Origin of the sequence: Pseudactinotalea sp. HY158 (assembly GCF_009660225.1) — a bacterium.
Taxonomy (GTDB): Bacteria; Actinomycetota; Actinomycetes; order Actinomycetales; family Beutenbergiaceae; genus HY158.
Window position 1 is genome coordinate 3,286,746 of record NZ_CP045920.1, and the last position, 24,332, is coordinate 3,311,077.

The 24,332-nt window shown below is 68.6% G+C and carries 25 protein-coding genes; 14 read left to right on the plus strand and 11 right to left on the minus strand.

Going from position 1 to position 24,332, the window contains the following annotated elements:
- Window positions 1-132 precede the first annotated feature (132 nt).
- Together GCE65_RS14550 and mobF are read left to right on the plus strand one after the other, a co-directional pair.
- A complete protein-coding gene (locus GCE65_RS14550) occupies window positions 133-765 on the plus strand; it encodes a hypothetical protein (protein ID WP_153878870.1) in 633 nt (210 codons plus the stop codon).
- 586 nt (window positions 766-1,351) lie between these two features.
- Entirely contained in the window at window positions 1,352-2,329 is a 978-nt protein-coding gene (gene mobF, locus GCE65_RS14555; RefSeq protein ID WP_153878871.1) for a MobF family relaxase, read from the plus strand.
- On the opposite strand, the gene GCE65_RS14560 is transcribed toward mobF, so the two are convergent.
- A complete protein-coding gene (locus GCE65_RS14560; RefSeq protein WP_153876953.1) occupies window positions 2,312-3,637 on the minus strand; it encodes an ISL3 family transposase in 1,326 nt (441 codons plus the stop codon). The two genes, mobF and GCE65_RS14560, sit on opposite strands and share 18 nt — an antisense overlap.
- Window positions 3,638-3,849: 212 nt before the next feature.
- On the opposite strand from GCE65_RS14560, the gene GCE65_RS16905 reads away from it, so the two are divergent.
- The 7 genes from GCE65_RS16905 to GCE65_RS14595 all read left to right on the plus strand — a co-directional run bounded on the left by GCE65_RS16905 (window position 3,850) and on the right by GCE65_RS14595 (window position 11,262).
- On the plus strand, window positions 3,850-6,693 hold the full coding sequence (locus GCE65_RS16905) for an ATP-dependent RecD-like DNA helicase (protein ID WP_153878872.1): 2,844 nt from the start codon (window positions 3,850-3,852) through the stop codon (window positions 6,691-6,693).
- Complete coding sequence (locus GCE65_RS14570) at window positions 6,690-7,826, plus strand: hypothetical protein (protein WP_153878873.1); 1,137 nt, start codon at window positions 6,690-6,692, stop codon at window positions 7,824-7,826. Before GCE65_RS16905 ends, GCE65_RS14570 begins: the two co-directional genes overlap by 4 nt.
- Before the next feature lie 32 nt (window positions 7,827-7,858).
- On the plus strand, window positions 7,859-8,269 hold the full coding sequence (locus tag GCE65_RS14575) for a hypothetical protein (RefSeq protein ID WP_153878874.1): 411 nt from the start codon (window positions 7,859-7,861) through the stop codon (window positions 8,267-8,269).
- Window positions 8,270-8,363: 94 nt separating this feature from the next.
- Window positions 8,364-9,200 carry a hypothetical protein gene (locus tag GCE65_RS14580; RefSeq protein WP_153878875.1) on the plus strand — a complete coding sequence of 279 codons (837 nt, stop codon included), beginning with the start codon at window positions 8,364-8,366 and terminating at the stop codon, window positions 9,198-9,200.
- Window positions 9,201-9,280: 80 nt separating this feature from the next.
- A protein-coding gene (locus GCE65_RS14585; protein WP_153879300.1) for an IS3 family transposase occupies window positions 9,281-10,728 on the plus strand; the annotation gives its coding sequence in 2 pieces (ribosomal slippage) (window positions 9,281-9,650 and window positions 9,650-10,728; 1,449 coding nt in all).
- A 22-nt stretch (window positions 10,729-10,750) separates the two neighbouring features.
- Window positions 10,751-11,035 (plus strand): hypothetical protein, encoded by a 285-nt coding sequence (locus tag GCE65_RS14590; protein WP_153878876.1) that lies wholly within the window; start codon window positions 10,751-10,753, stop codon window positions 11,033-11,035.
- Window positions 11,036-11,097: 62 nt separating this feature from the next.
- Entirely contained in the window at window positions 11,098-11,262 is a 165-nt protein-coding gene (locus tag GCE65_RS14595; protein ID WP_153878877.1) for a hypothetical protein, read from the plus strand.
- 54 nt (window positions 11,263-11,316) lie between these two features.
- Here the strand turns inward: GCE65_RS14595 and GCE65_RS14600 are convergent, their stop codons facing one another.
- The 7 genes from GCE65_RS14600 to GCE65_RS14630 all read right to left on the minus strand — a co-directional run bounded on the left by GCE65_RS14600 (window position 11,317) and on the right by GCE65_RS14630 (window position 15,915).
- Window positions 11,317-11,814, minus strand: a complete 498-nt coding sequence (locus GCE65_RS14600; RefSeq protein WP_153878878.1) for a hypothetical protein — start codon at window positions 11,812-11,814, stop codon at window positions 11,317-11,319.
- On the minus strand, window positions 11,811-12,014 hold the full coding sequence (locus GCE65_RS14605; RefSeq protein ID WP_153878879.1) for a hypothetical protein: 204 nt from the start codon (window positions 12,012-12,014) through the stop codon (window positions 11,811-11,813). Before GCE65_RS14605 ends, GCE65_RS14600 begins: the two co-directional genes overlap by 4 nt.
- Window positions 12,007-12,459, minus strand: a complete 453-nt coding sequence (locus tag GCE65_RS14610) for a hypothetical protein (protein ID WP_153878880.1) — start codon at window positions 12,457-12,459, stop codon at window positions 12,007-12,009. Before GCE65_RS14610 ends, GCE65_RS14605 begins: the two co-directional genes overlap by 8 nt.
- Before the next feature lie 23 nt (window positions 12,460-12,482).
- Window positions 12,483-12,959: a single-stranded DNA-binding protein gene (locus GCE65_RS14615; RefSeq protein WP_153878881.1), complete on the minus strand. Its 477-nt coding sequence runs from the start codon at window positions 12,957-12,959 to the stop codon at window positions 12,483-12,485.
- A gap of 43 nt (window positions 12,960-13,002) precedes the next feature.
- Window positions 13,003-13,704, minus strand: a complete 702-nt coding sequence (locus GCE65_RS14620) for a hypothetical protein (protein WP_153878882.1) — start codon at window positions 13,702-13,704, stop codon at window positions 13,003-13,005.
- Window positions 13,704-13,967 carry an NrdH-redoxin gene (locus tag GCE65_RS16335; protein WP_194928725.1) on the minus strand — a complete coding sequence of 88 codons (264 nt, stop codon included), beginning with the start codon at window positions 13,965-13,967 and terminating at the stop codon, window positions 13,704-13,706. The genes GCE65_RS14620 and GCE65_RS16335 overlap by 1 nt, the downstream gene beginning before the upstream one ends.
- A 265-nt stretch (window positions 13,968-14,232) precedes the next feature.
- Window positions 14,233-15,915, minus strand: a complete 1,683-nt coding sequence (locus GCE65_RS14630; protein WP_228759985.1) for a type IV secretory system conjugative DNA transfer family protein — start codon at window positions 15,913-15,915, stop codon at window positions 14,233-14,235.
- 171 nt (window positions 15,916-16,086) lie between these two features.
- Here GCE65_RS14630 and GCE65_RS14635 point away from each other — a divergent pair, with 171 nt between their 5' ends.
- Both GCE65_RS14635 and GCE65_RS14640 read left to right on the plus strand, forming a co-directional pair.
- Window positions 16,087-16,419 (plus strand): DUF3024 domain-containing protein, encoded by a 333-nt coding sequence (locus GCE65_RS14635; RefSeq protein WP_153878884.1) that lies wholly within the window; start codon window positions 16,087-16,089, stop codon window positions 16,417-16,419.
- A gap of 132 nt (window positions 16,420-16,551) precedes the next feature.
- Window positions 16,552-18,036 (plus strand): HEPN domain-containing protein, encoded by a 1,485-nt coding sequence (locus tag GCE65_RS14640; protein WP_194928726.1) that lies wholly within the window; start codon window positions 16,552-16,554, stop codon window positions 18,034-18,036.
- Window positions 18,037-18,223: 187 nt separating this feature from the next.
- Here GCE65_RS14640 and GCE65_RS14645 read toward each other — a convergent pair whose 3' ends face one another.
- Window positions 18,224-19,828, minus strand: coding sequence for an FRG domain-containing protein (locus GCE65_RS14645; RefSeq protein WP_194928727.1), 1,605 nt, complete (start codon window positions 19,826-19,828; stop codon window positions 18,224-18,226).
- 425 nt (window positions 19,829-20,253) lie between these two features.
- Between GCE65_RS14645 and GCE65_RS14650 the strand changes: the two genes are divergently transcribed.
- The 3 genes from GCE65_RS14650 to GCE65_RS14660 all read left to right on the plus strand — a co-directional run bounded on the left by GCE65_RS14650 (window position 20,254) and on the right by GCE65_RS14660 (window position 21,401).
- Window positions 20,254-20,694 (plus strand): recombinase family protein, encoded by a 441-nt coding sequence (locus tag GCE65_RS14650; RefSeq protein ID WP_370460144.1) that lies wholly within the window; start codon window positions 20,254-20,256, stop codon window positions 20,692-20,694.
- 1 nt (window position 20,695) lies between these two features.
- Window positions 20,696-20,803, plus strand: coding sequence for an LPXTG cell wall anchor domain-containing protein (locus GCE65_RS14655; protein ID WP_153878887.1), 108 nt, complete (start codon window positions 20,696-20,698; stop codon window positions 20,801-20,803).
- A gap of 151 nt (window positions 20,804-20,954) precedes the next feature.
- Entirely contained in the window at window positions 20,955-21,401 is a 447-nt protein-coding gene (locus tag GCE65_RS14660) for a hypothetical protein (RefSeq protein ID WP_153878888.1), read from the plus strand.
- A 55-nt stretch (window positions 21,402-21,456) separates the two neighbouring features.
- Here GCE65_RS14660 and ctaD read toward each other — a convergent pair whose 3' ends face one another.
- Window positions 21,457-23,172: a cytochrome c oxidase subunit I gene (ctaD, locus tag GCE65_RS14665; protein ID WP_152910594.1), complete on the minus strand. Its 1,716-nt coding sequence runs from the start codon at window positions 23,170-23,172 to the stop codon at window positions 21,457-21,459.
- 170 nt (window positions 23,173-23,342) lie between these two features.
- Entirely contained in the window at window positions 23,343-24,314 is a 972-nt protein-coding gene (locus GCE65_RS14670) for an LLM class flavin-dependent oxidoreductase (protein WP_153878889.1), read from the minus strand.
- Window positions 24,315-24,332: the final 18 nt, after the last annotated feature.

A 24,332-nucleotide genomic window follows, 5' to 3' on the forward strand; every position in this document is an offset into this window, starting at 1 on the left:
CCAACCACAGGACGGGATTGTCGGCCGACCAAGAGGCAACTACACGCTCTCGTAGTAGAGGGCCAGCAGAGCTCGTGTTGCTCGGCGGACCCTCATGCAGGGAGTATCGCAGATCTCGCGTACGCTAATGGCATGGCCCCTACGGCGCACCACTCAGAGGACTGGAACGCACGCAGCTTCGCCCATGGAATGGCGCAAGCCCGTACGACAGTCGAAGACACGGCGCACTTCATTGTCAGCGCCAAGAAGCTACCGGACTGGAAGTCCCATCGGCCCGGAGTGGAACTGATCTTTTACTTTGCACTCATTGATTACGAGACGAAGGTGCTCGTGCATCGCCTCCTGGAATCCCAGGATGACAGATACGTCTGGGAGAAATATTTGGCGCTCCATTTGCACGAAGTGCTAGAATTGGCACCGAAAGCGATTAGTACAGCAATTCGGGAGATGACGCAGCCCGGTAGCGCATCCAAGGCGGACCCTGAACTTTACAAGTTGGCCGCCCGGCAATTCCGCGACGATCTCCGACCCATTCGGCAAGACAGCGATTTCATGAAGGGTCTAGGGCTGATTCGAAACACAGTTGCAGCACACCACGTTGACAGTAGAAGTGCTTCGATGGAGCCGAGCATTACGTGGATGCTCACCGCTACAACGCAGCGAAATCGTGGCGGCACGCCGATGTCGAGTCAGATCCTGGAATATTCGGTGAAGGCTGCGATCGCGGTGCAAATCTTTGCGCAGTCGGTCATCAGCGAGAAGTAACACGGCGCAGACGCGCTATACGAAAATCACTCAACGGCGCTCACACCTGCCGAGGAAGAGCCAGCAATGCAACTGACGCGTCCATGGCAGCACGCCCAACAACCAACACGAGTTGCATCGCCTCGAACACGCCGCACCGAACCGTGCTCAGCATACGAATAGGGCATGCACATCTGGCACTGAAGGCCGGTTGGCGGTCGGGTTGGCGGGAGTGGCCGGCTGGGGCGGTCGTTGCGGGCATGGTGGATGAGGGTTTCGAGAGCGAGGCGCGCCGGGGGCTGCGGGCCGCGGCCGCGGCGCTGGGTGATGGCCGGTTCGTTCGCGGGCCGGCGGCGCTGTACCGACGGTGGAGTATCACGCGGGATGCGCAGCAACTGGTCCAACGCCAGGACGGCCTGGTTCGCGATTGTCCGGTCTGCGGCCGGGTGTTTCAGGGCCGGCGGTCGACGGCGATGTACTGCTCGGATCGGTGCCGGAGTCGGGCACGGCGCCGCCGGCTGCGACCCGCGTTCCCCGAACTGAAATGCCCGGCATGCGGAGCCGAGTTCATGGGGCGCCGGTCGACGGCACGGTTTTGTTCTGATCGATGCCGAAACGCGGCCCGGGATGGTCGCTCGGGTTCGGGCGGGCGGGCGTGAGTATTACGACGCCGCGGACGCCGATCCGCGCGGGCACGGGGTATGAGTATTTGACACGTTCGGTTGCTGCGGGGGATGGGGACCGGCTCGCGGCGGATGTGTTGACGCGCTATTACGACCAGGCGGGTACGCCGCCGGGTCGTTGGCTCGGTTCGGGTCTGGCCGGCCTGGGATCGGCAAATGGTGCCGGCCCGGGTTTGCGTGTGGGTGATCGGGTGAGTGAGGAGCAGATGGGCCGGCTTTTCGGAATGGGGCATGACCCGGTCACCGGGGAGGTGTTGTCGCGGACATTCTCGGCGCCGGATGAGTCGGGGTTGTCTCGGTCGCGGGCCGGTTTCGATCTGACGTTCCAGATTCCGAAGTCAGCCTCGGCGTTGTGGGCGATCGCCGATGCCGGCGTGCAGGCGTTGATCGTGCGGGCTCATCACGAGGCGATCACCGAGACGCTCGCATTCTTGGAGCGTGAGGTGTTGATGACCCGGGCGGGCCGGGCAGGGGTGGCCCAGTTGGAGACCCGCGGGCTGGTCGCGGCCGCGTTCGATCATTTCGATTCCCGCGCGGGGGATCCGCATCTGCATACCCATGTCGTGGTCGCGAACCGGGTCCAGGGGGTCGATGGGAAGTGGCGGACGCTCGATTCACGGGCGTTGTATCGGGCGGTGGAGGCGCTCTCGCGGACGCATTCGGCGCTGTTCGCGGACCGGCTCGCGCAGATACTGCCGGTGGAATGGACGATACCGACGGCGCGGAAGCGTGAGCTGGGGGAGGTGGAGATCGCCGGTGTCCCGGCGCAGTTGCGCGAGGTGTTCTCCCAGCGGCGGTTGGCGATCGTGGCGGCTCGGCAGGACGCGCATGAGGAGTTCGTGCGCGCTCACGGGCGGGCGCCCTCGCAGCGGGAGTCGCGGGCTCTACGCGGTTCGTGGTGAAAGGCCTGCTGTGATTGGTGTTCGCGCTGCTGCTCGAGCGGCGCTGGCCAGGAGTATACGGGCCTTGTAGTTGGCGGAGTTCCTGAATCCGCGGCCGGTGCGTTTGATGTTCTTGATCGTGGTGTTCGCGGCTTCGACCTTCGCGGTCGTGGCGCCGGTGACGATGAGGACTTCGATGGCCTCCCACCAGGTCACGATGGTCTCGTAGAGGCGGTCGGTCTCGGCCATGTTCGCGGTCTGGACGTAGTGACCCAGTCTCATCCGCTCTTGCCACGCCTGGGCGAGGGTATCAGCGCCGAGGAGGCGGCGGAGCTGCTCCTTGACGCCCCACGCGGCGGAGAGCTCATCCGTGGGGTCATCGTCGGTGAAGACCTTCTCCAGTCTGGCCCAGCCACGCGGGGACAGCGTATCGGCGCCCCGCAGCAGCAGCATCCGGTGTGCCCAGGACGCGTCGCTCTTGCGCCCGCGGCGGCCGTGCTGGTCTCGGGCGAGGCGCTGGCGGACCTTGGTGAGCATGTCGCCTGCGAGTTTGACGAGGTGGAACTTGTCGACCGAGACCGCGGCGTGGGGCAGGTGCTCGCGCAGGGCCTTACGGAACGCGGCCGAGGGGTCGATCGCGACGACCTCGATACGGTCCCGCCATGACTGTGGGCGGGCGCTGAGCCACGCGCCCACGCCCGTGCTGTCGCGGCCATCGACGATGCCCAGGACCTGTCCTGTGGCCAGGTCGACCAGGGTCGTCATCCACGGCTCGAACCGGCGCCAGGCCCCGTGCTCATCACGGAAGAACCGCACGGACCGGTACCGGTGCTCATCGATGCCCAAGCGCGTCACGACCCAGTCGTCGGCGGCGGGTAGGACGAGCGCCGCGGCAGCCAGCGCCGATTGGACCAGCCACCATGAGACCCCGTGAGCGCGGGCAACCTCGCTGGCGGCTCGACCGGAGTCGACCACCGCGGCCACGACCTGATTCTTCAGCCGCGTAGTGGACCGGGCGAACCTGGGGACCTGGATGGTGGACTCGGCGAACGTGCCACGCCCGCACAGCTCTTCCCGGCAGAACCAGCGCCGCTTGGCCCACCACACCTCGACCGCACCCGCGATCGGCAGATCACGCAGACGCTGCCGGCGCCGGGAATGGATCTTCACCGCGATCACACCACACGCCGGGCAGCCAGGCGGGGCGAGTGACTCGATCACGACCCGACGGCCTCCGCCGGGAAGATCGATCGCGTCGATGACACGGTAGTCAGACAGATTGAAGATCGTGCTCGCAGCATCACGCTGCGAGCCAGTAAACTCGTCCATAGCTCGTGGTCCTCTGCTCTTGTGGATGTCTCGCAACACCCATCACAGCAGGACCACGAGCCCTCACACGCCTACGACGCGCGGGCCACTTTCACCACGAACCACGAAGAGCCGAGTCGCGCCGGCTGGACTATTTGACGTGGGCGGCCACGCGTCCGGCCAAGCACGGCTCGTCGCTGGCGGAGTTGACCCGGGCGTGGCGCGAGCGGGCGATGACGGTGCTGATCGCGGCGGGTTGGCGGCCGCGCACCGGCACGGGGGTGGACGCGGCCGAGTGGGTCCGCGCACTGCTAGCCGGCGGGCCGGAGCGGGGTGCGGTGCTGCGCGCGGGCGATATCCCGCGCGCGCAGCTGGCGGTGATGGCGGGACGGGTGGTGGAGGCGGTCTCGGGTCGGCGGGCGACGTGGTCGCGGTGGAATCTGCATTCGCAGGCGTGTGTGGAGCTGGCCGAGTTCCGGTTCGCGACCGCCGCGGATCGGGAAGAGGTCCTGGGCGAGGTGGTCGCGGCAGCGGAGCGCGCCTCGGTGGACATCACGGCCCCGCGCCTTGCGCCGGTACCGGCGGGGTTCACGCGTTCGGATGGGTCGAGCGTCTTCGAGGCCCGGCATGCCGCCCTGTACACCTCGGCCGCGGTCCTGGCCGCGGAGGACTACCTCCTGGCCCGCCTGCACGACCAGACCGGGCCCCGGGCCGCCGGCCGCATGGATGCCGGCAGCGGGGCCGGCGAGCTGCTGGTCGATGGCGCGGGTCTGGGGGCGGATCAGGTGATGGCGGTGGAGCAGGTCGCCGGTAGTGGCCGCCCGGTAGATGTGCTCATCGGGCCCGCGGGTGCGGGGAAGACGACCACGCTCGCGGGTCTGCGCCGGCTTTGGGAGGGCGAGCATGGGCCGGGCAGTGTGGTCGGGTTGGCGCCCTCGGCTGCGACCGCGGCGGTGCTGGGCGCCGAGCTGGGGATCGGCACGGACAATCTGGCCAAGTGGTTGGCCGAGCTCGAGGCCGCCCCCGCCAAGCGTGCCCGGCTGGCGAGCCTGAGGACTCGCGCCGCCGAGCACGCCGCAGCAGCGGCCGCGGCCGCCGGCGCGATCGCCGCGGTGTCGGCTGATCTGGCCCGGTGGGAGCTACGGGAGGGCCAGTTGGTCATCGTCGATGAGGCCTCGTTGGCGGGAACGTTCGCGCTCGCCCGGCTCGCCCGGGCGGGCGAGGTGGCGGGGGCGAAGGTGCTGTTGGTGGGGGATCCGTTGCAGTTGGCGGCGGTGGAGGCCGGTGGCGCGTTCTCGATGGCCGCGCACGCGCTCGGGGCGGGTGCGCCGCGGCTGCGGACGGTCCACCGGTTCGAAGCGTCCTGGGAGGCGGAGGCCTCGCTGTTGCTGCGGCTGGGCCGGCCCGATGTCGTGGACACCTACACCGCCCACGGGCGGGTCCATTCCGGGACCGAGGCGGGCGTGATCGATGAGGCCTACCAGGCCTGGCAGGCGGACCTGGCGGCGGGCCTGTCCTCGTTGTTGATCGCCGGCGATAACGAGACGGTGACCATGCTCAACCAGCGTGCTCAACGCGAACGGATCGCCGCCGGCACCGTCACCGGTCCGATGCTCCCCCTGGCGGGCGGGTCGAGCGTGGGGGCCGGGGACGTGATCGTGACCCGCCGGAACGAGCGGGCGTTGCGGGCAGGGGCCGGGTCCTGGGTCAAGAACGGGGACCGGTGGCACGTCCTGGCGGCGCGCGTGGACGGCTCGCTCCTGGTCCAGCGGGAGGGCGGTGGCCCCCATGTCACCTTGCCGGGGCATTACGTCGCGGAGCATGTGGAGCTGGGCTATGCCTCGACCGCGCACCGGGCCCAGGGAGTGACCGTGGACACCGCGCACGCGCTCGTGGTCTCGGCGGGGATGGCCCGCGAGGCCCTCTACGTGGGCATGTCCAGGGGCCGGTGCAGCAATCACGTGTATGTGGCGACGTTGACGATCAGCGACGAGGAACATCACGCCCGCCCCGATGACCAACTGACGGCGCGGGAGGTCCTCGAGACGGTCCTACGTTCCAGCGGCGCGGCGGCCTCGGCGCATGAGGCGATCACCACCTCCCAGGAGGCCGCCTCCTCGATCGGGCACCTGGCCGATGAATACGACCTCATCGCCGCCGCGGCCACCGGCGCCAGGTGGCAGGAGCTGATCGAGGCCGCGCCCCTGAGCCCGGCCCAGCGCGAGGCCGTCCTCGCCTCCCCGGCATGGGAGGCGCTGTCCGCCTCGCTGCGACGCGCAGCGCGTGCCGGCACCGACCTCGAGCGGGTGCTGCCGGCGCTGATCACCGGCCGGGAGCTCGACTCCGCGGACGATGTCGCCGCTGTCCTGCATCACCGCCTCGAAGCCTTCCAGGCCAGCGCCCCTGCCCGCCGCGACCCCGCTCACCTCGTGGCCGGGTTGTTCCCCGCGGCCGCGCTCACCGGCGAAGGGGAGTTGGATGAGGCCCTGGCCGAGCGGGAACGCTTGATCGAGGCCCGGGCACGGCACATCGCAGCGAGAGCGCGGGCGGCCGGGCACGCCTGGGCCCAGCACGACGACGCGGCAGCGGTCACCGCAATGGTCACGGTGGCGGCCTACCGGGACCGGTGGGCGATCGACCCAGGCGACCCGCGCCCACTGGGCGGCCCGCCCGGGGCCGACTACACCCAACGCGCCGATCACGCCCGCGCCGCCCGCGCGCTGCGCCGCATCCACGACCACCCCGGCACCGGCCGCGGCCTCCTCCGAAGCCCCAGCGCCCCAGCCCGGGCCCGTCGGTCCGGGTGGCCCGTCCCTGTGACCCGGCCGAGGGGCGGGGCGCTGGGCGGGGGGCGCGTTCGTGTCGGTCAGGAGCTATCTGGCGTGTGGGAGAGGAACGAAGTCATGGGATTGTCAGTGATCGAGGCGATTCTGGCTCGCCGGTTATCCACAGGGGCGCAGATCTCTGTGCTGGAGACCGTGGCGGAGGCAGCATTGATCGAGCCCGGCCCGCGCGGGATCCGCCTCGATACGGTCCCGCGGATCGTCATCGACCTGGATGGAGAGGACTGGTCATGAACGCACCGGTCAGCCTGGGCGACTTCATCGCCTCGGTCCCCCATACCAGCGGCTACCAGCCCCGCGATGCGATCACCATCACCGGCATGAGACCCGCCGATCACAGCGGCGGGAATCCCGCTGCCGTGTTGACCGGGACGGCCGCGGTGAACGACCTGTACGGCCCGGTCGAGGTGGGGACCGCGACCCGGCAGGTCTATGAGGCCTTCGCCGCCCGCGGCGCACAGTTCTTCCTCGTCGCGGCCTGGACCACCTCCCCCGACCTGCTCGACCATGCCCGCACCATCACCACCGGCCTCGAAGACCTCGCCCAAGCGGGCCGCCTGCGCGACGGACACGATCGCCCGGCACCGGTCCTGGTCAGTGTTCAAGTCGCCGGCGGAGCGTGGCGGCCTCTCGACGGGCACGACTGGCGCGAGCTGCCTGCGCCGGTGGCGGCGATCACCGACCATTTCGCCAGCCCGGCCCCCTCCAGAGAGGCGTTCATGGCCCAGGTCGCCCCCTACCCCGAACCGGCCTACACCCTCCTTGGCGCCGGTGGGATGCGGGCCTTGATCGGGCTGCCTCCCAGCCGGGCCGCCCGGCGTGTCATCGCCGAACTCGACCACGCCGCCGATCCTGCCGCGACCGGCCGCAGCCAGGACTGGCGGGCGGTCTGCGCGCACCTGCTCACCCGGGACAAGGGCACCCGGGACGCGTTCCTTGCCGCCGTCGCGGCCGAAACCGAACCCCGCCGCCGCAATGCCCACACCGAACTGATCATCGAGACCGCCCGCGGCTGCCCCGACCCGGCCACCCGGTCCCGGCTCTATGCGGTCTCCGGCTTCCTCGCCTGCATCAGCGAGGTACCCAGCGCGCACCTGGACGCCCTCCTGGACCAGGCCGGTCGCCAGGACACGCTCGCGGGCCTGACCCGCACGTTCCGCGATCACGGCGCCCCCGGCGACATCCTGCGCCACGCCGCAGGTTCCGCGTTCACCCCCGTCGCCCTGGCCGAGCATGACCAGCAATACCTGGCGACCTATCGGGCGCATTTCCCGCCCCAACCAGCACTCCCCGACCCCCGACCCACCCACGAGCCGGGTACCGAGCCCGCGCCCCAGGCACAGCCGCCCGGGATCACCGGGATCTGACCACCCGAGACCACTGCGTAGGAGGCCTGAGCATGGTCATCAACGACGCCCGCCGGCAGGCGCGCCTGGCCGGTGAACTGGACCAGCTCGCCCGCACGCTCGCCCGTTCTACTCCCGCCGTGGCCGATCCACCAGACTCCTACGGGATGCTCGCCGACCTGGCCTCGGCGACCGCAGCTCTCGAGCAGGCCTGCCAGCAGTTGGCCCACTGGCACGAGCATTCCCAGCGGGCCCATGCCGGGACCGATGACGGCACCGACCCCGCCACCCGCACCAGCCAAGTGAGCACTGCACTGGCCCGGGCGGCCGCCGCCCTGGGCCAGGCGAGCGAGGCCCTCCACCAGGCCCAGTCCGCGAACTCCCACCTGCGCTGGATCCCCACCCCCGCGATCGAACCGCCGGCCGGGCCACCACCGCGCATCACCGGCGGACTCGGGCTGTGAACACGGCACGCCCCGGGCCCGCGCGGGTACCCACCGGCGCGTAGACGGGCCGGCCGCAGGCGGCGAGCCCAACTTGGCAGGAAGGATCGATCTCATGGCCACGGTCATCCCGACGATCCAGGAGCTGCTCGCGCTCACGCCCTACCTGATCGGATACCGCCCCGAGGGCGCCGTCACCATCACCGGCCTGAGAGCCCGCGCCCCCGGCGGCCTGCAGCTCGCCGGCACCGTCACGTTCCACCCCGCCCACCACCAGGGCCCGGGCAGCCGCGAGGATGCCGCGGCCCGGGCACGCGATGCCCTGCGCGGGCGTGGCGCCGAACGCTACCTCGTCACCGCCTGGGGCACCGCGGCAGACCTGTGCGCTGCCGCGGCCGCCATCCGCGCCGCCCTCGCCCGCGCCGCCGGCCGGGCCAACACCCTGGCCGTTCAGGTGGCCGGGCAGTGCTACCGGCACCTCGACGAGCCGGCCGGGCCGGAGGATGGCCGGTGGCTGGCCCTCGGGGTCGCGCCGGCACGCCTGCGGGACTGCTTCGCCTCGCCCGCGCCCGACCGGGCTACCGCGCTGGCCCGGCTGCGCCCGGCGCCCGTACCGGCGTTTGTGATGCCCGGGCCCCGGATGCGGGCCGTGCTCGATGCCCTCACCCCGGCCGAGGCGGCCGCCGGCGCCGTTGACGGGCTCGATGAGTACGCCTCCACCGGTGTCCTCGGGACCGCTGGTACCGCGCCCGGGGAGGTCGCTCACCTCCTCACCCGAGACTCCGGCACCCGCGACCTTGCCCTGGTCCGGCTATGCCGGCCCAGCCCCATGGTCACCGATACGGTCCGGGTGCACATGCTCACCGAACTCGCCCGCGGCTGCCCCGACCCCGCGGCCCGGGCGGGCTTGTACGCGGTCGCGGCCGCCGCCCTACGTGTCAGGCTGAGTTGAGACCAGGTCCTCATAGCAAGTATGACTCGTAGGGTGAGACTAGGAACGATCCGATGATGATGCCGAACGCGTTGAAGATGATGAACGAGAACAGTCAGGAGGACCCCGCCGGGGCTGGTCCCCGGGCCGGTGGCCCGAAGCGGCGACGGTTCACCCCGGCGCAGAAGCTCGCCCATGTCCAGGCCTACGAGCAGGCCCTGGCCGACGGGGACGCGGGAGCGTACCTGCGCCGCGAGGGGCTGCACTCGGCCTCCATCAGCGAGTGGCGGCGGCTGCGTGATGCGGGCGTCCTCGAGGGCAAGGAGCCCGGTCAGGCGGTCGGTCGCCCGAACCGGGAGCAGGCCGAGATCGGACGGCTGCGCAGGCAGTTGGAGGTGACCCAGAACGAGTTGGACCAGACCCGTACTGCCCTGGAGATCATGGGAAAAACACACGCGCTCTTGGAGCAGATCTCCAAGAGCGCGCAGGACGGGCACGGGCCCACGAAGCGCTGATGGCCACCCACGAGGAGCTCACCGGTGCCGGCATCACCACCCGTGAGGCGGCACGCCTGACGGGCATCTCCCGGGCCACGGCCGCTCGCCACGGCAAGGCCCGCCCGGCGCCGACCCCACTTGATCGGGCCGATCCGGTCAATAGGCTCTCGTGTGCCGAGCGCGAGGTCGTGTTGGAGGTCCTGGATAGCCCGGAATTCGTTGACTCCACGCCGATGCAGGTCTACGCCACATTGCTCGAACGAGGGGTCTACCTGTGCTCGGTGTCCACGATGTACCGGATCCTGCGTGAGGACGACCAGGTAGTCGATCGTCGCCGGCAGGCCCGTCACCCCGCCCGGACGGTCCCCGAGCTCGTGGCCACCGGCCCCGGCCAGGTCTATACGTGGGACATCACGAAACTGCCCGGACCGGCCAAGGGCGTCTACTACGACGCCTACGTCATGCTCGACATCTACTCGCGCTATATCGTCGGGGCCATCGTCCACGCCCGTGAAAGTGGCCCGCTGGCCGAGGAGATGATGCGCGAGGTCTTCGGCATCCACGGCATCCCCCACGTCGTCCACGCCGACCGCGGCACCTCGATGACCTCGAAATCGGTCGCTGTACTGCTGGAGGACCTGCAGGTAGTCCGTTCACACTCACGCCCGCGGGTCTCGAACGACAACCCGTACTCGGAATCACTGTTCAAGACCGCCAAGTACAGCCCCACGTTCCCCGACCGGTTCGGATCCCTGGACGATGCCCGCGCCTGGATGGCCGAGTTCACCGAGTGGTACAACCACGAACACCACCATTCCGGGATCGGGCTCCACACCCCCGCAGACGTCCACTACGGCCACGCCGATCAGATCGCGACCGACCGTCAGGCCACCCTCGCCGCCGCGCGCGCTGCCCACCCCCAACGCTTCTCGACCAACCACGCCCCGAAGATCCTCGACCTACCCACAGCGGCCTGGATCAACCAGCCCGACGATGAACACGACCAATCGACCAAGGAGGACTCGAACCCGGCCTACGAACAGGCCGCATAACAGGGCACTGGCCTCGTACACCTTGACAACTTCCGCCGCGGCGTGGCTGACCAGCTCCCCGACCATCCATACCGACGCGCTCCTCGCCGGCGCCGACCGGCCGAATGCTCTCGCGCATCTGGTCGGCCTGGCCCTAGAGACCGGGCAAGCCGCGCCCGCCACCCGCCGGCACATCGCCCGCCTCGACCTGTCGCGCCTCGAGGCCGCGGCAGACCGCGCCTGGCACACCCAGCCGACGCTGCCAGGGCCACGCGATCGCGACATACCGCACCCGGGTGTCGATCCCGATAGCGGGATCACCCCGTAGCCTCGGGACGCCCAACGGCCGAACGAGGACCTCCCGCCGGAGACGACAGCTATCGTCGGGTCATGGACGAGGAGACCACGCCCGCCGGCTTGGCGCGCGAACTCGGCGTGCCGGCCAAACGCATCCGGGCTGTGCTCCGCACGGCCTACGGGAAACTCCCTCCGGGGGTGACGCGCTGGAAGCTCACGCCCGAGCAAGTCAGCCACATCCGCTCCCGCTTCACCTAGAACAGCCGCCGCGCCACGTGCGCGAGCCCCACACGCGGGCCGCCGGTGGTGGCCTCACGCCGGTGGTGTTTCGTCACCGGCCGGTGGTGGTGCCGCTGCGAGGGCGGCTGTGATCTGTGCTTGTTCGCGGGCGCGAGCATCGGCACCGGCGACCTCGGCCAACACCTCCGCTGCGGCTGGCTCGGTGGGCCAGGTCTCGGTGCGCGGGCTCAGGTGTTCACGGGCGGTGCAGCCGGCGTCGGAGACGGCGGCGCGTAGGCGGGCCAGTGCCCATTCGAGTTCGCGGAGCCAGGTCAACGGGCCGGTCGCGGGGCTGGCGTCGTCGTACCAGAGCTGGTGGGCACTCCACAGGGCGGTGAGTTCTTCGACGAGGCGGGTATGCCGGGGCCAGCAGGGCGGGATCGTCGTGGCCGCAATGTTGAACCGGACCACGAGCCAACTCGTCCACTCGGCCAACTCGTGCCAGGTCCGCCACGCCTCATCACCCGAGAGCCCCCGCCAGTCGACCGGTACCGCCGGTAACGCCCCGCCATAGGTGCCGGGTTCGCTCATGGCCGGGGCCCGTCGTCGATGTGGACGTCGATCACGATCACAGTGCCGCCGGGTAGGCGGATGCGGATCTCGCCTTGGCCCACGTGGTGCACGCTCGCCGCGGCCAGGGCCACGTCCCGGCCGCGCCGGGAGATCTCCCGCTGCAGGACCCCGGCGATCCAGCCCGTGGCCACCGTGACCTCACGAAACGCCTCACTCACGACTCCCCCAGCTCTCCCCCTGGGCGGATGACGGGAGCCGAGACGACGGCGATGACGCCGGCTCGACGTCTCGCAGCGCAGCGTGCTGGTGCAGGAGGGCCAGGGCGGCGCGGTGGGCCTGCACCCGGCCCGCGCGTCGCCAGCCGGGCCGTTCGAGAAGCTCATGGAGCAGGTCGTGACAGCCCCGGCACAGCGGCCACAGGTCAGTGAAGGACTCGGCCCCGAGGCGGGCGTAGGTCGCATGATGCAGATCCCCAGTCTTGAGACGCCACAGCTGTCCGCAGCCGCGGCAGGTGATCGGGCCACCTCGGCGGGCCCAGGTGGCCCAGCGGCGACGAAAGCCCCACCAGGCCGGTGAGGCCATGTATGCGTCGTAGAACGCCCGGCGAGTGGCGCCCCGCTTCGAGCGGGACGCTCCCCGGCGGCGGCCTCGCTGCCGTGTCATGCCCGCCTCCGCCGCGAGGCCGCTCACATCGACATGCCCGGCGCCGCGGCAGCAGACGGGTCGGCCGGCGGGCTGGCGGGCCCGTTGGCGACCTGCGGCACCGTCCCCGTGTTCGCGTGGGCCGAGGGTGCACCGGTGGGGCGGTCGGGGGTGAGGTTGGTGATGTTGAGGTCGAAGCCGACGCGGGAGGCCCGGAATTCCTTCAGGGCGCGGGGCCCGTTGGTCTCGTCGGTGACCTCGAAGGAGTGCAGGCGCCCGGCGACGATGAGGTTGTCGCCCTTGCGGACCCGCGCCGCGGTCCGTTCGGCGCTCGCTCCGTACATCGCCACCGTGACGTAGGTGGGCGTGCCATCGGCCCACTCCCCCTCGATGTTCTGGACCCGCTGGGCCACCCCGAGACGGAACGTGACCCGCGTGCTCCCACTCGCGGTTCGCGTCGCCTTCGGGTCGGTGCCCACATGCCCGTGCAGGGCCTCACTCATCTGGATGTCCTCACTCATGATCCCGTCTCCCTTTCCAGTCGATCCTCGATATGTGTTCGGCTCAGTCCATGGTCACGGCCGAGGCGGGTGCATCCGGCGCGGCCGGGCGGGTACCGCCCTGGTTCGCTGCCGCGGCCACGCGCGCAGCCTCCGGGCTCACTGCGCCGCGCCTGGGTTGGGCAGCCCGCGGGTGGGCATGCCGCCCGGCCCGACCGGGGCGAGGCCCGGCGTCGGCGAGGGCCATAAACGCTGCGCCCACTGCCCCCAGGGCCGTGGCCGCGCAGGCGAATGCGCCCAATAGGGCGGCGCGCAGCACCCGCCGCAGCGAGAGCGCGGCGGGTGGCTCGTATGCCACGAGCTCCCGCCCGGCCCGCTCGCCGAGTTCGAGGTGGCCTGGTGGCGGGGCGAGCAGCGGCACACCGCCGAGGTTCGCGGCCGCGAGGTCGGCACTGGCGGGCAGGACCTGCCCCCAGGGCGTGATCGTGAACGCGTCCATGCCGGCGGGAGTGTGTACGCGCGCGTGGACGAATCCGCCGGCGTTCATGGCCACCGCCGCGATGTCCTCGAGTAGGCGGAGCAACGGCCCGGGTTCACGGGCGGTCAGACCCGCGCCGGTCACGGCATCACCGGCCCGAACGATCCGCGGCTGCCAGACGTCGCCGGCGTCGATCACGACCGACCAGTCCCACACCAACCCGTCCTCATCGGTCCTGGGTGCGCTGCGTTCGCCGCTGGCCCGGTCGATACGCGGCTTGGGGCGCATCAGATGCCCCATCCCGCCGCGCGTGCAGGCGCCGGAACACCCGGCCCGGGCGAGGCGAACTGGGTCGTGGCCCTCGCCCGTGGTTCACTGTGCTGGTTGTGGGCGAGGGTCCGGATCAGGTCGGGCCGGAAGCCCGACCACGTCCCGTTCTCGGTCACGACCACCGGCGCCGAGACCAGGCCAGCTGCCTTGAACGCCTCGATCTCCTCGGCGCCGGCCTGCTCGAGTGGGACCTGACGTACCGGCAGACCGTGGCGCGCCATCGCCCGCACCGTCGCGGCACACGGCACACACCCCGCCCGCCTGTACACGACCGCCGCCACACCCGGCACCACCGCCGGCGGCGCCATGCCGGGCCGACTGTCTGCTTTGGTGCCCATTGCCCGTGCCCTTCTTCCTCTGCTCGTACTCCGACGCTCAGTGGGAACGAATGCCGCGACCGACCACGCCGCGAAGCGGCCGCGCGGCACTCGCATTCGGCGACGTCGCCTGCGGCGGCCTCGCCGGCCGGCTCCCCGCCGAGGCGGGTCAGGCCGGTGGGTGGCGGCGCTGGTGTGCCGTCTCGATGAGCTGGGCGGTCCGGCCCGCAGCGGCCTGGAGTTCTTTGGCGTCGCGGCGGGCCGTCCAGGGGCGCAGGTCGATAATCGCCGGCGGCGCGGAGCGCAGCATCAGCAATGCCATCCCGAACGGAAGCCGGCGGACCTGCTCCGGGGACAGGATCGCCACCCGCCGCACCGACTCCGACGTCGAGACCGGCCGCAGCGACCAGGACGAATCCCGCGTCGCCGTCGTCGTCATCTCATCACGTTCACCCACGAGCGCCGAGATATCCCGCAACGTCTCAGCATTCGCCGAACCCCCCAGAACGAGCTTGACCGTGGCCGCGTCCCAAATCGCCTGCGCCTCATCCGCCCCCCAGGCGTGACGGGCCTGGGCCAGGGACTGCAACACCGCCATCGTCGAGATCCCCGACCCGCCCCCCTCGCTCATCAACTGACCGAGCGAGGGCAGCGCGTAGTTCGCTGCCTCATCCAGCACCAACGTCAACGGCGGGTCGACCCGGGAGCCCGGCGTGGCCGCGGCGATCTGCTTCGCGGTCTGGACGACGTCCTCGATCAGAGCCGTGATCAACGGCGCCGACGTCACCGCCCCCTGCGCCGTCCCGATCATGAACAACACCCCCCGCGCACCAATCAGCTCCCCCGGATCCAGCCCCTCCCCCGGGCCCGGGCTCACAGCCTCAAGGACACGCGGGTCTCCCAGGCCCGACAGCGACTGGCGCACGCCCAGCCACGCCGAATCGCGTGTGCGCGGGTCCTGGTCCAACATCGCAGCGAGTTCCTCACCCCAGCCCGGTACCGCGCCCGAATGAGAGGTGAGGATGTCGACCGCGGGACGGGCACGGCCCGGGGATTGCGACCACCGGTACACCTCCCGGGCACCGAGACCCTCCAACGCGGCCGCGTGCAGCAGACAGCGCAGTCCCGAGGCCGCCATCGTTTGCCAGATCTGGTTCTCCCCCGCCGCCGGGAACCCCGCCGCCGCCAGACCCCGCGCCCGCACCGCCGCCGTCCGCGCGTCCTCACACCCCCGCACCGGCGACCACCTCGCCCCACCCTCCACACCAGTGGCCAGTTGCTCCGGATCGAACACAGCCACCGGCCGTCCCGCCGCTGCGCGGGCCTCGAGCGCGACCACGAGGTTGTCCGGGCGGGTCGAGGTCGTCACCACCGCACCCACCGCATCCAGAACCCGGTTGATCACCACGTGGAAGCCCTTACCCGACCGCGGGGGACCCAGCACCAGGGTCGAGTCCTCCACCGTGGAAAACACCGGCCGGCCGCGATGCTTCCCCTCCTCGTAGGCCACATCCGCGAGCACCGGTGCTCTCAGCGTCGGTCGCAGCACTCGCGCTCTAGACCTCACCGCCCGACCGCCACCCACGCGCCGCACCTCGGCAGCATTCGCCATTCCAACCAGTTCCCTGAACTGGCGCCGCAACCGCACACCTGAACGACGCCGACGCACAATGGCTCCGACGGCTATGCCCGCGCCCATCAGGGCGGCCACGATGCACACCGCGAGCCACCACCATGAGCGGATGACGTCGATCGCATCGCCCAGGCCTCTCACCGGCGTACCCATGAGCGCACCGAGCAGCCAGATCACCGCAAAGCCGACGAGCCCCGCCGCCACCAGGCCAGCGATCACGAACGGAGCATCAACCCAGGCTCCCCGCGGCCCTCCCGGCGCCCGATCCGGATACTTCATACCCATCACGACAGCAGCCGAGGACCAACGGCGCCCCGCAGCCGCTCGCGCAGTACCATCGAGCGGGCATCACCTCATCGTCCTCACCCTCCCTCTCGGCAGGAAGCAGCCGTGGCAATCCCTGAAACCGACCTCGCACGCATCAACCGCTGGAGCCAGGCACGAGTCCCGGAACGTGCCCGCCACCAGGTCCAACTCGTCGCCGAAGCAACCAACCGGCACGTCACGATCATCGAGACACGCGCACCCTGGGACGGCGAAGGTGACTGGACTAGCCTCCCGATCGCCCGACTGCACTATCACGGCCCGAGCGGGTTGTGGACACTCTACTGGCGCGATCGGAACCTGAAGTTCCATCGCTACGAAGCCACCGAGCCAACTCCCAACGTGCAGGCGCTTCTCGATCACATCGACCACAGCGGGGATCCGATCTTCTTCGGCTAAGGTCAGCCCCAGTGGCCCTTGGGCCCGATAACAACAAGCAGCCAGCCCGAGGCAATGCATACCGAACAGCGCCGCGCCGGGACTTGGATGCGACCCGGCAGCGCCCACACCCGCAGCGTAGAGGGACCACCAATGTCCAAGCCTCTCCTTAACGAGTCCCGTGTTTGGCGGGGCCACTGGTGGCCCCCTGGCGAGCAGGACGTCGCAATGCCCGGAACACTGACATACCGTCCCGACAAGGGACTTACGCTCGAACTCATCGGCGGATGGGACACGAAAGTCTGGGAAGAAGTGAGACCAGGGGTCTTCGAGACCTCAGATTCAGAGGACAGCCGTCGATGGCCCGTCCTCCACGGACTGGCGGAGAATCGTGAGATTACCCTTCTAGACTGTCTGCCCACCCACACCGCGTCTCGCAACTTCGGGCCCCCGGACGAGCAGACAATCCATGTGCTGACAGTCCTCTCCGGCATCCACGTGGACACCGCGGATCAAGCACTCTTCACCGAGTGCCATGTCGCCGTGGAAGACCTCACCATGTGGTCCCAGTCATCGGTGATCAGCGGGTCGCTTAGGACCAAAGAGGGGCGCCGAAACGGGACCGGTTATATCGTCACTGAGCCGGTCGAGGACCCTTCGACCATCGTGAACGGGGTCGTCACCTCACTCGTACACGAGCACACCCTGCCGCACGTCGAGAACACTCGAGGTGGCTCGGTAGGCAGAATGCGAGAGACTCGATTCGTTCGGTTCCAGCCGTCTGAGCCGTGGTCACTACAGATCGCCCAAGAGCACGCGAAGATGGTGCAGGATTTACTGTCTCTTGCACTTAACAGGCCGTGCGGGTTGCTCTGGACTCGTCTCAGGATGCCCCCTGAGGAGCGCGACTATCCCGAGGGCTACCCGATCCGAGATCGGGAAATCGACCTCTATGCGCAGCAAATCGTTCCCGCCGAACCGTCTGCGAAGGCCGTGAGGAACCGGCACGCCCTCTTCACGTGCGAGCACCTTCCCTTCGAGGAGGTTTGGCCTCGGTGGTGCGAGGTCCGCGAACAGTGCCTCCGGGCCGCCGACATGATCCTCGGCCTGCGATATGCCCCCGCGCGATTCATCGAGGGCCGGCTGTTGACAGCGACCGGAGCCGCAGAGGTCCTGCATCGCGCCTTGGGGAAAGTCTCACCGCCCATCCCCGCGGACGAATTCTCAGCAATGCGCAGAACCCTGCTGGAGCACACTCCTGACAAGTATCGGACATGGGTACGTCAAAAGCTTCGCAATGAGGTGACGTTGAAAGACCGCCTGCGTGACCTGGCAAAGTTGCCGGACTCCGAGGCGATGGGTCATCTCGTACCCGACGTGGAATGCTGGGCGACCGTCACAACCCAGGCGCGTAACGATCTAACCCACGAGGGGCACACACGCCGCCAGAGCATCGATGAGGTGATCGTTGCCGTAAAGGTCACGAGCGCGGTAGTGGTGATGAACCTGCTCGAAGCACTCGGCGTGCCAAGCGAGAGGCAACGAGAGATCATCCGCGACCATCCTGAACTGTGCCATACCGCACAGCAAGCTCATGATTATCTCGCCTCGAAACCATCTCCCAGAGAGCCTGTCTGATGAAGCCAGGGCGCCGTTCCGTTTGCCGTATCTCATACCCGACATGGAAACAGTGGGCGACCAACGACGATCCGTGAGCATCCAAGCCGGAGCCAACCCGAGACCGTCAACGTTTACCAGACCCGCCAGGTGAGGCTCGACGATGCGCGCGCTCGGCAAGACGTGCCATCTCGGTTAATTCCTCAGCTCAACTCCCTCCAGACGCGCTACACTCACCGCCTTCGCCGAGTGCGAGCCAATCTGGATTTTGCTCAAGATACTTTGTTACGCCCTCAAGATCTGGGTACACCGTCTCCCAATTGAGCCCATAGGTCCGCTCGAGTGTCGCACGGATCACATTCTTCAGCCTTGCAGGTATGCGGAAGCTATAAACAAGGGACAATGGATCAGAGTCATCGACCACCGATCGGCTCGGGTCGCTTGGAGCCAGCACAATGGACATGGAAGATGCAACGTCAGCAGGGGTCCAGTTGCCCCCTGCTACGCGATTGAAGAGCTCGAGGAAGGATTCCGTAAGCGCAGGGAGACCGTCAAGCAGAAATACCGCATTTTGAATCAAAATACGCTTATCGTAATCGGGCGGGACAATTTCACGCAGTCGCGTCCCTGTACCCCAGGCGCCGACAACCCGCTCCGACGGAGATTCGAAGCCGAACCAGAACGGCTGGAGATCTGCCCAGATCGCCTGATCCAGCATTCTTGTCCGGGGCGCTTTGGCTTGAGGGATTGGCCGATGCGCGATTGCGAACAAGCGCGCATCCGCGTCTCCCTGCTCACTTACTGCAAACCAGAGGGCAAGCAGCGGATTCCTCGTGGCGTCAACGAGCCGTGTGGGCACTCCGCGATGCTGCATCTTTGCCAAGAGTTCAACCGCGGGCAAATTGGCTAGTCTCCATCTACTTCCAACCTCAGAAAGCAGGTACTTCTCTGCGGCGACCATAGCTCCTTCATTGGGAACCGCACTAACGTCCCATGCGCCAGGCGCGACCATCGACCCCCTCCTGCGACTCCGAGTCGAGCGCACTGCTCTATAAAGCGTCGAATGCAACCCCCAGTCTGCATTCCCCTGCCCTCTCCACGACACAGCGAGGGGATATAGGCGCCGCGTAAGCCTATCCAACTCTGACAGAAGCCCCTGCAGAGACTTTATTGTGATCTCGAATCGCTCAAACATTGCCGCCGGAAGCGGCTCCACATCCGGGGCATCGCCGTCAATGCGGATCGGTTCATAATCAGATCTTGACGACCCCTCACTTCCACTCATGAGCGAGTGCACCAAATCTGAATAGACTACGGGTTCAAGCGCCTGGCCGGACGAACTGCGGAGCCACGCCAGTGAGGTCCTGCTAATCTGATCTGCAAACTCCTGCGCCGGACCAGTAAGGGCCTCGCGGATAGCATCATCAAACAACGCAGTGTCACCGGCAAACGGGGAATACTTCATGCGTCCCAAGCTCGCAATCTGATCCGCAAAAGCCCGCGCCGGACCAGTAAGAGCCTCACGGACAGCATCATCAAACAACGCAGTGTCACCGGCAAACGGGGAATACTTCATGCGTCCCAAGCTCGCAATCTGATCCGCAAAAGCCCGCGCCGGACCAGTAAGAGCCTCACGGACAGCATCATCAAACAACGCAGTGTCACCGGCAAACGGAGAATACTTCATGCGCCCCAAGCTCGCAATCTGATCCGCAAAAGCCCCCGCCCGCTCAGTAACCGCCTCACGGACAGCATCCTCGAACACGGCCATCGATGTGCGCGTGTCGCCATTTGCCCCTGCGGGCACGTTCACGTCAGCATCCGAGCCTAACGCTGACGCCCTCGGCTCTTCCTCCCGCTCCTCTGAACTCACCACGGCCTCCACTCGCCCCCTTGCAATCTGTGAGCTAGACGCTCCAAGGACCGCGCGAGCGAGCTGGGTTCGCCGCGATAGGTCACTGGTACGCGCCATGCACACACTGACAACTCACGGAGTCGAACGAACTTATTCACACCTACGTCCTTATCAGCTCCAGCTGCATGTCAGCGCCGCGTACGCTCAAACTCTAGTCCAACATGTCGTTAGGGGAACGCTGAACGGGACACCTACGCTGGAGGCGAGTGCCACGACAAAGCGGCGAACATGCCCCACAAGACCCGCCCGCGAAAGTGTCCGGTCAAGGTAGGACTTCCGGCGACACTTGGGAGATACCCTCGCTGAAGATCGGCTACACCCGAGTGTCAACCACCCAGCAGGACCTCACAGTTCAGTTGCAAGGACTTGCGGCACTCGTCGTCGCTCAGGACCGCGGCTATGTTGACCACGGGCTCACGGGCACAACGCGCGAGCGGCCGGGTTTGCGGGAGGCCCTGGCCGCTTGTCGAGCCGGCGACACGCTCGTGGTGACCAAACTGGACCGACTCGCCCGCTCGGTGCCGGACGCCCGCGATATCGTTGCTGAGTTGATTGCGAAGGGCACCCGCCTTCAGATCGCGGGATCCGTCCACGATCCGACCGATCCCGTGGGCCGGCTCCTGTTCAGCGTCCTGACACGCAGGTCGCCGCGGGTGCTTCGATCCATTCGGGCCGCTATGCGTCGCGCACGGTGCAGTTCGCTAAGCCGAGCACGCGGATGTCCGCATCGAGCGCGGCGAACCGAGCTCGCCGGAGCCCAGTGAGATGCCCCGCACGGGCTCTCCTGTGCCCACGATGGCCGCAGCGCCCGCGCTCCTCGCCCTGCTCGCGGGTGGCACGCTCCTCGTGCGGCGACGCCTGCACGCGCTGTGACGGCGCCCGCGAGCCCAGGAGGTCAGGAATCGAGAAGCGTCCGGCCCCCCGCCCCTCGTATCGTCGTGCTCACGGACGGCGAACCGGGCCGGCGTCATCGCCGGCCGGCCGGCGCCTCCCCCATCCGAGAACACACGAAGGGACGACGTCGATGGCCGACGACCGCGACACCGCAGAACACGGATTCACCGCCGCCGAACGGGCGGCGATCAAGCAGCGCGCCGCCGAGCTCCGGGAGCAGGGCGGGAAGGGGTCGGCGAAGAAGGCACGCGAGGCACAGGCCTGCCTCGACGCGATCGCCGCGCTCGAGGGCTCGGACCGGCAGATCGCCGAGCGTCTCCACGCCGTCGTGACCGAGGAGGCCCCGCAACTCGACCCGAAGACGTGGTACGGCTTCCCGTCCTACGCCCGGGACGGGAAGGTCGTCGTGTTCTTCCAGCCGGCCGCGAAATTCGACACGCGCTACGGCACGATCGGCTTCAACGAGGACGCCCACCTCGATGAGGGCGTGTTCTGGCCGGTGGCCTACGCCACGCTCGAGGTGACGGCGGCCGTGGAGGAGGAGCTGCGAGAACTCGTGCGCGCGGCCGCGGGCTGACGCGTTCGACCGGCGGTCTCGGGCCGGGCACCGCCGCCGTGTCCCGCCGGCGCGTTCACTCCTGCTCGCGCGTGCCCGCCCCGGCGTGGGCGCCGGTGAGAACCGCCGGATCGGTGAAGTCCATCGCCGCGACCTCCGGGTGGTGCAGGTCGAAGGCGGGGCGCTCCGAGCGGATCCGGGGCAGCCTCAGGAAGTTGTGCCGCGGGGGCGGGCACGAGGTCGCCCACTCGAGCGACATGCCGTAACCCCACGGATCGTCCATCTCGACCCGCGGCGCATGCCTATGCGTCTTGTACACGTTGTAGATGAACACGAGCGTCGACAGGCCCAGCACGAACGAGGAGATCGACGAGATCTGATTCATGATCACGAAGTCGGGTTCGGGCAGATAGTCGACCACCCGGCGCTGCATGCCCATGACTCCGAGCCAGTGCTGGATGAGGAACGTGCCCCAGAATCCCAGGAACAGCAGCCAGAAGTGGATCTTTCCGAGCCGCTCGTCGAGCATCTTGCCCGTCCACTTCGGCCACCAGAAGTAGAAGCCGGCGAACATCGCGAACACCACGGTGCCGAAGACCGTGTAGTGGAAGTGCGCGACGATGAAATACGAGTCCGTCACGTGGAAGTCGAGCGAGGGGTTCGCGATGATCACCCCGGTCATGCCGCCGAACAGGAACGTGGCCAGGAACCCCATCGACCAGATCATCGGGGTCTCGAACGTGATCTTGCCGCGCCACATCGTGCCGAGCCAGTTGAAGAACTTCACCCCGGTGGGCACGGCGATGAGCATGCTCATGATCGCGAAGAACGGCAGCAGCACCGCCCCGGTCGCGAACATGTGGTGCGCCCACACGGTCATCGACAGCGCCGAGATGGCGATCGTCGCGAACACCAGGCCCTTGTAGCCGAAGACCGGCTTGCGGGAGAACACCGGGAAGGTCTCGGAGACGATCCCGAAGAACGGCACCGCGATGATGTAGACCTCGGGGTGCCCGAAGAACCAGAAGAGGTGCTGCCACAGCATCGCTCCCCCGTTCTCGGGGGCGAACACCTGGGCCCCGAGGATCCGGTCCGCCCCGAGGCCGAACAGGGCGGAGGCGAGCACGGGGAAGGCCATGAGCGCGAGAACGGCGGTGAGCAGGATGTTCCAGGTGAAGATCGGCATCCGGAACATGGTCATGCCCGGGCCTCGCATGCACAGGATGGTCGTGATGAAGTTGACCGATCCGAGGATCGTGCCGAAGCCGGTCATCGCGAGCCCCATGACCCACAGATCCCCGCCGGCTCCGGGGGAGAACGTCGCATCCGACAGCGGCGCGTAGCCGAACCAGCCGAAGCTCGCGGCCCCGCCGGGGGTGAGGAACCCGGCGACCACCATGATCCCGCCGAGCACGTACAGCCAGTAGGCGAACATGTTCAGTCGCGGGAAGGCGACGTCGGGCGCGCCGATCTGCAGCGGCACCATGATGTTGCCGAAGCCGATGAACAGCGGGGTGGCGAACAGCAGCAGCATGATCGTGCCGTGCATCGTGAACAGCTCGTTGTACTGTCCCGGCGAGCTGACGATCTGGATGCCGGGCTCGAACAGCTCGCCGCGGATGACCATCGCCATGAGTCCGCCGAGGCAGAAGAACACGAAGGTGGTGGTGATGTACATGTAGCCGATCACCTTGTGATCGGTGCTCGTGACCCATTTGACGATCGTGCGGCCCAACGTCTGCCGCTCGGGGGCGAGCCCCGGGGTCTGCTCCACGGCCTCCTGTGTCGCCATGCTCACTGCTCCTCGGTCACCTTGCCAGCACCGCACCGTGTCGTCGCGGTCGCATCCGGTTCCGGTCTGATCCGAGGCCGCACAGCCGTCGGATCCGGGCCGTGTGTTCCATCGTCCGACCGCGGTGTCGCGTTGGGAAGGGGTGAGCCCGGATTTCTTCCGGCCGGGGCTCAGCCCGGCAGCACGCGCGCGAGCGAGTCGAGGGCCGCCACCCGGTCCTCACCGTGGGGGAAGATCGAGACCGAGGTGGCACCGGCGGCGAGGAGCTCCTCGATCCGGCCGCGTACCCGTTCCGGGGTGCCGGCGAGCGCGAGGGTCTCGACCCAGCTCGCGGGCATCGCGGCCGCGAACTCCGCATCGCCGGGGTGGGCGCGGTCGAGCTCTCGCCATTCCCGCGCGAACGGCAGCGGGTCGATGTGTCTCGTCCAGTCGGGACCGCGGAGGCCAGCCACCGCGGCCCGGGCGGCGTCGACGGCGCGCGCCGAGTCGTCGTCGACGAAGCCGAGATTGTAGACGGGAAGCAGGAACCGGTCGCCGGCCGCCGCACCGATCTGCTCGCGCACCCGCGTGAGGAACTCCGGCGTCGACGGCTCGGCGAGCATGACGCCGTCCATGCTCTCGCCCGCGAGCGCGAGTGAGCGTGGACCGCGCACGCCCGCGATGATCGGCGGCACCACGCTCGGCGGCTGATCGAGGGTGACGTCGTCGAGGTGCACGTAGCGCCCGGTCACGGTCACGCGCTCGCCCCGCAGCAGCGCCCGGAGCGCTTCGGCGGTCTCCCGCATGAGGGTGAGCGGACTTGCCGGCCACGCCCCGACCTGCCGCATCCACGAGGTGACGCCGTGCCCGAGACCGATCGTGACCCGGCCCGGGAACATTCCCGCGAGAGTCGCGATCTCCATCGCGAGGAACGCGGGGTTGCGCACCCCGGCGGGCAGGATGCCGATGCCGACGTGGAGGCCGTCGCTCCAGGCGAGCGCGGCGGCCGCCTGCGCGATCCCGCCGGAGTAGCTCAGGTCCTCCACCACCCACAGCTCCCCGAAGCCGGCGGAGTCGGCGGTGGTCACGAAGTCACGGAGGCGGTCGGCGGGCAGGTCGCGGGGCGCGACGACCCCGATGGGCGCACGGTCGGAGGGAGGCATGCCCTCCACCGTGCCAGG

Coding starts and splice junctions, on each gene's coding strand:
- GCE65_RS14595 (WP_153878877.1), top strand. CDS start 11,098: ATGGACGAGGAGACCACGCCCGCCGGCTTGGCGCGCGAACTCGGCGTG.
- GCE65_RS14655 (WP_153878887.1), top strand. CDS start 20,696: ATGCCCCGCACGGGCTCTCCTGTGCCCACGATGGCCGCAGCGCCCGCG.
- GCE65_RS14580 (WP_153878875.1), top strand. CDS start 8,364: ATGGCCACGGTCATCCCGACGATCCAGGAGCTGCTCGCGCTCACGCCC.
- GCE65_RS14575 (WP_153878874.1), top strand. CDS start 7,859: ATGGTCATCAACGACGCCCGCCGGCAGGCGCGCCTGGCCGGTGAACTG.
- GCE65_RS16335 (WP_194928725.1), bottom strand. CDS start 13,967: ATGGCGCGCCACGGTCTGCCGGTACGTCAGGTCCCACTCGAGCAGGCC.
- GCE65_RS16905 (WP_153878872.1), top strand. CDS start 3,850: ATGACGGTGCTGATCGCGGCGGGTTGGCGGCCGCGCACCGGCACGGGG.
- GCE65_RS14610 (WP_153878880.1), bottom strand. CDS start 12,459: ATGACACGGCAGCGAGGCCGCCGCCGGGGAGCGTCCCGCTCGAAGCGG.
- GCE65_RS14640 (WP_194928726.1), top strand. CDS start 16,552: ATGTCCAAGCCTCTCCTTAACGAGTCCCGTGTTTGGCGGGGCCACTGG.
- GCE65_RS14670 (WP_153878889.1), bottom strand. CDS start 24,314: ATGCCTCCCTCCGACCGTGCGCCCATCGGGGTCGTCGCGCCCCGCGAC.
- GCE65_RS14570 (WP_153878873.1), top strand. CDS start 6,690: ATGAACGCACCGGTCAGCCTGGGCGACTTCATCGCCTCGGTCCCCCAT.
- GCE65_RS14600 (WP_153878878.1), bottom strand. CDS start 11,814: ATGAGCGAACCCGGCACCTATGGCGGGGCGTTACCGGCGGTACCGGTC.
- GCE65_RS14560 (WP_153876953.1), bottom strand. CDS start 3,637: ATGGACGAGTTTACTGGCTCGCAGCGTGATGCTGCGAGCACGATCTTC.
- GCE65_RS14615 (WP_153878881.1), bottom strand. CDS start 12,959: ATGAGTGAGGACATCCAGATGAGTGAGGCCCTGCACGGGCATGTGGGC.
- GCE65_RS14620 (WP_153878882.1), bottom strand. CDS start 13,704: ATGCGCCCCAAGCCGCGTATCGACCGGGCCAGCGGCGAACGCAGCGCA.
- GCE65_RS14550 (WP_153878870.1), top strand. CDS start 133: ATGGCCCCTACGGCGCACCACTCAGAGGACTGGAACGCACGCAGCTTC.
- mobF (WP_153878871.1), top strand. CDS start 1,352: ATGCCGAAACGCGGCCCGGGATGGTCGCTCGGGTTCGGGCGGGCGGGC.
- GCE65_RS14660 (WP_153878888.1), top strand. CDS start 20,955: ATGGCCGACGACCGCGACACCGCAGAACACGGATTCACCGCCGCCGAA.
- ctaD (WP_152910594.1), bottom strand. CDS start 23,172: ATGGCGACACAGGAGGCCGTGGAGCAGACCCCGGGGCTCGCCCCCGAG.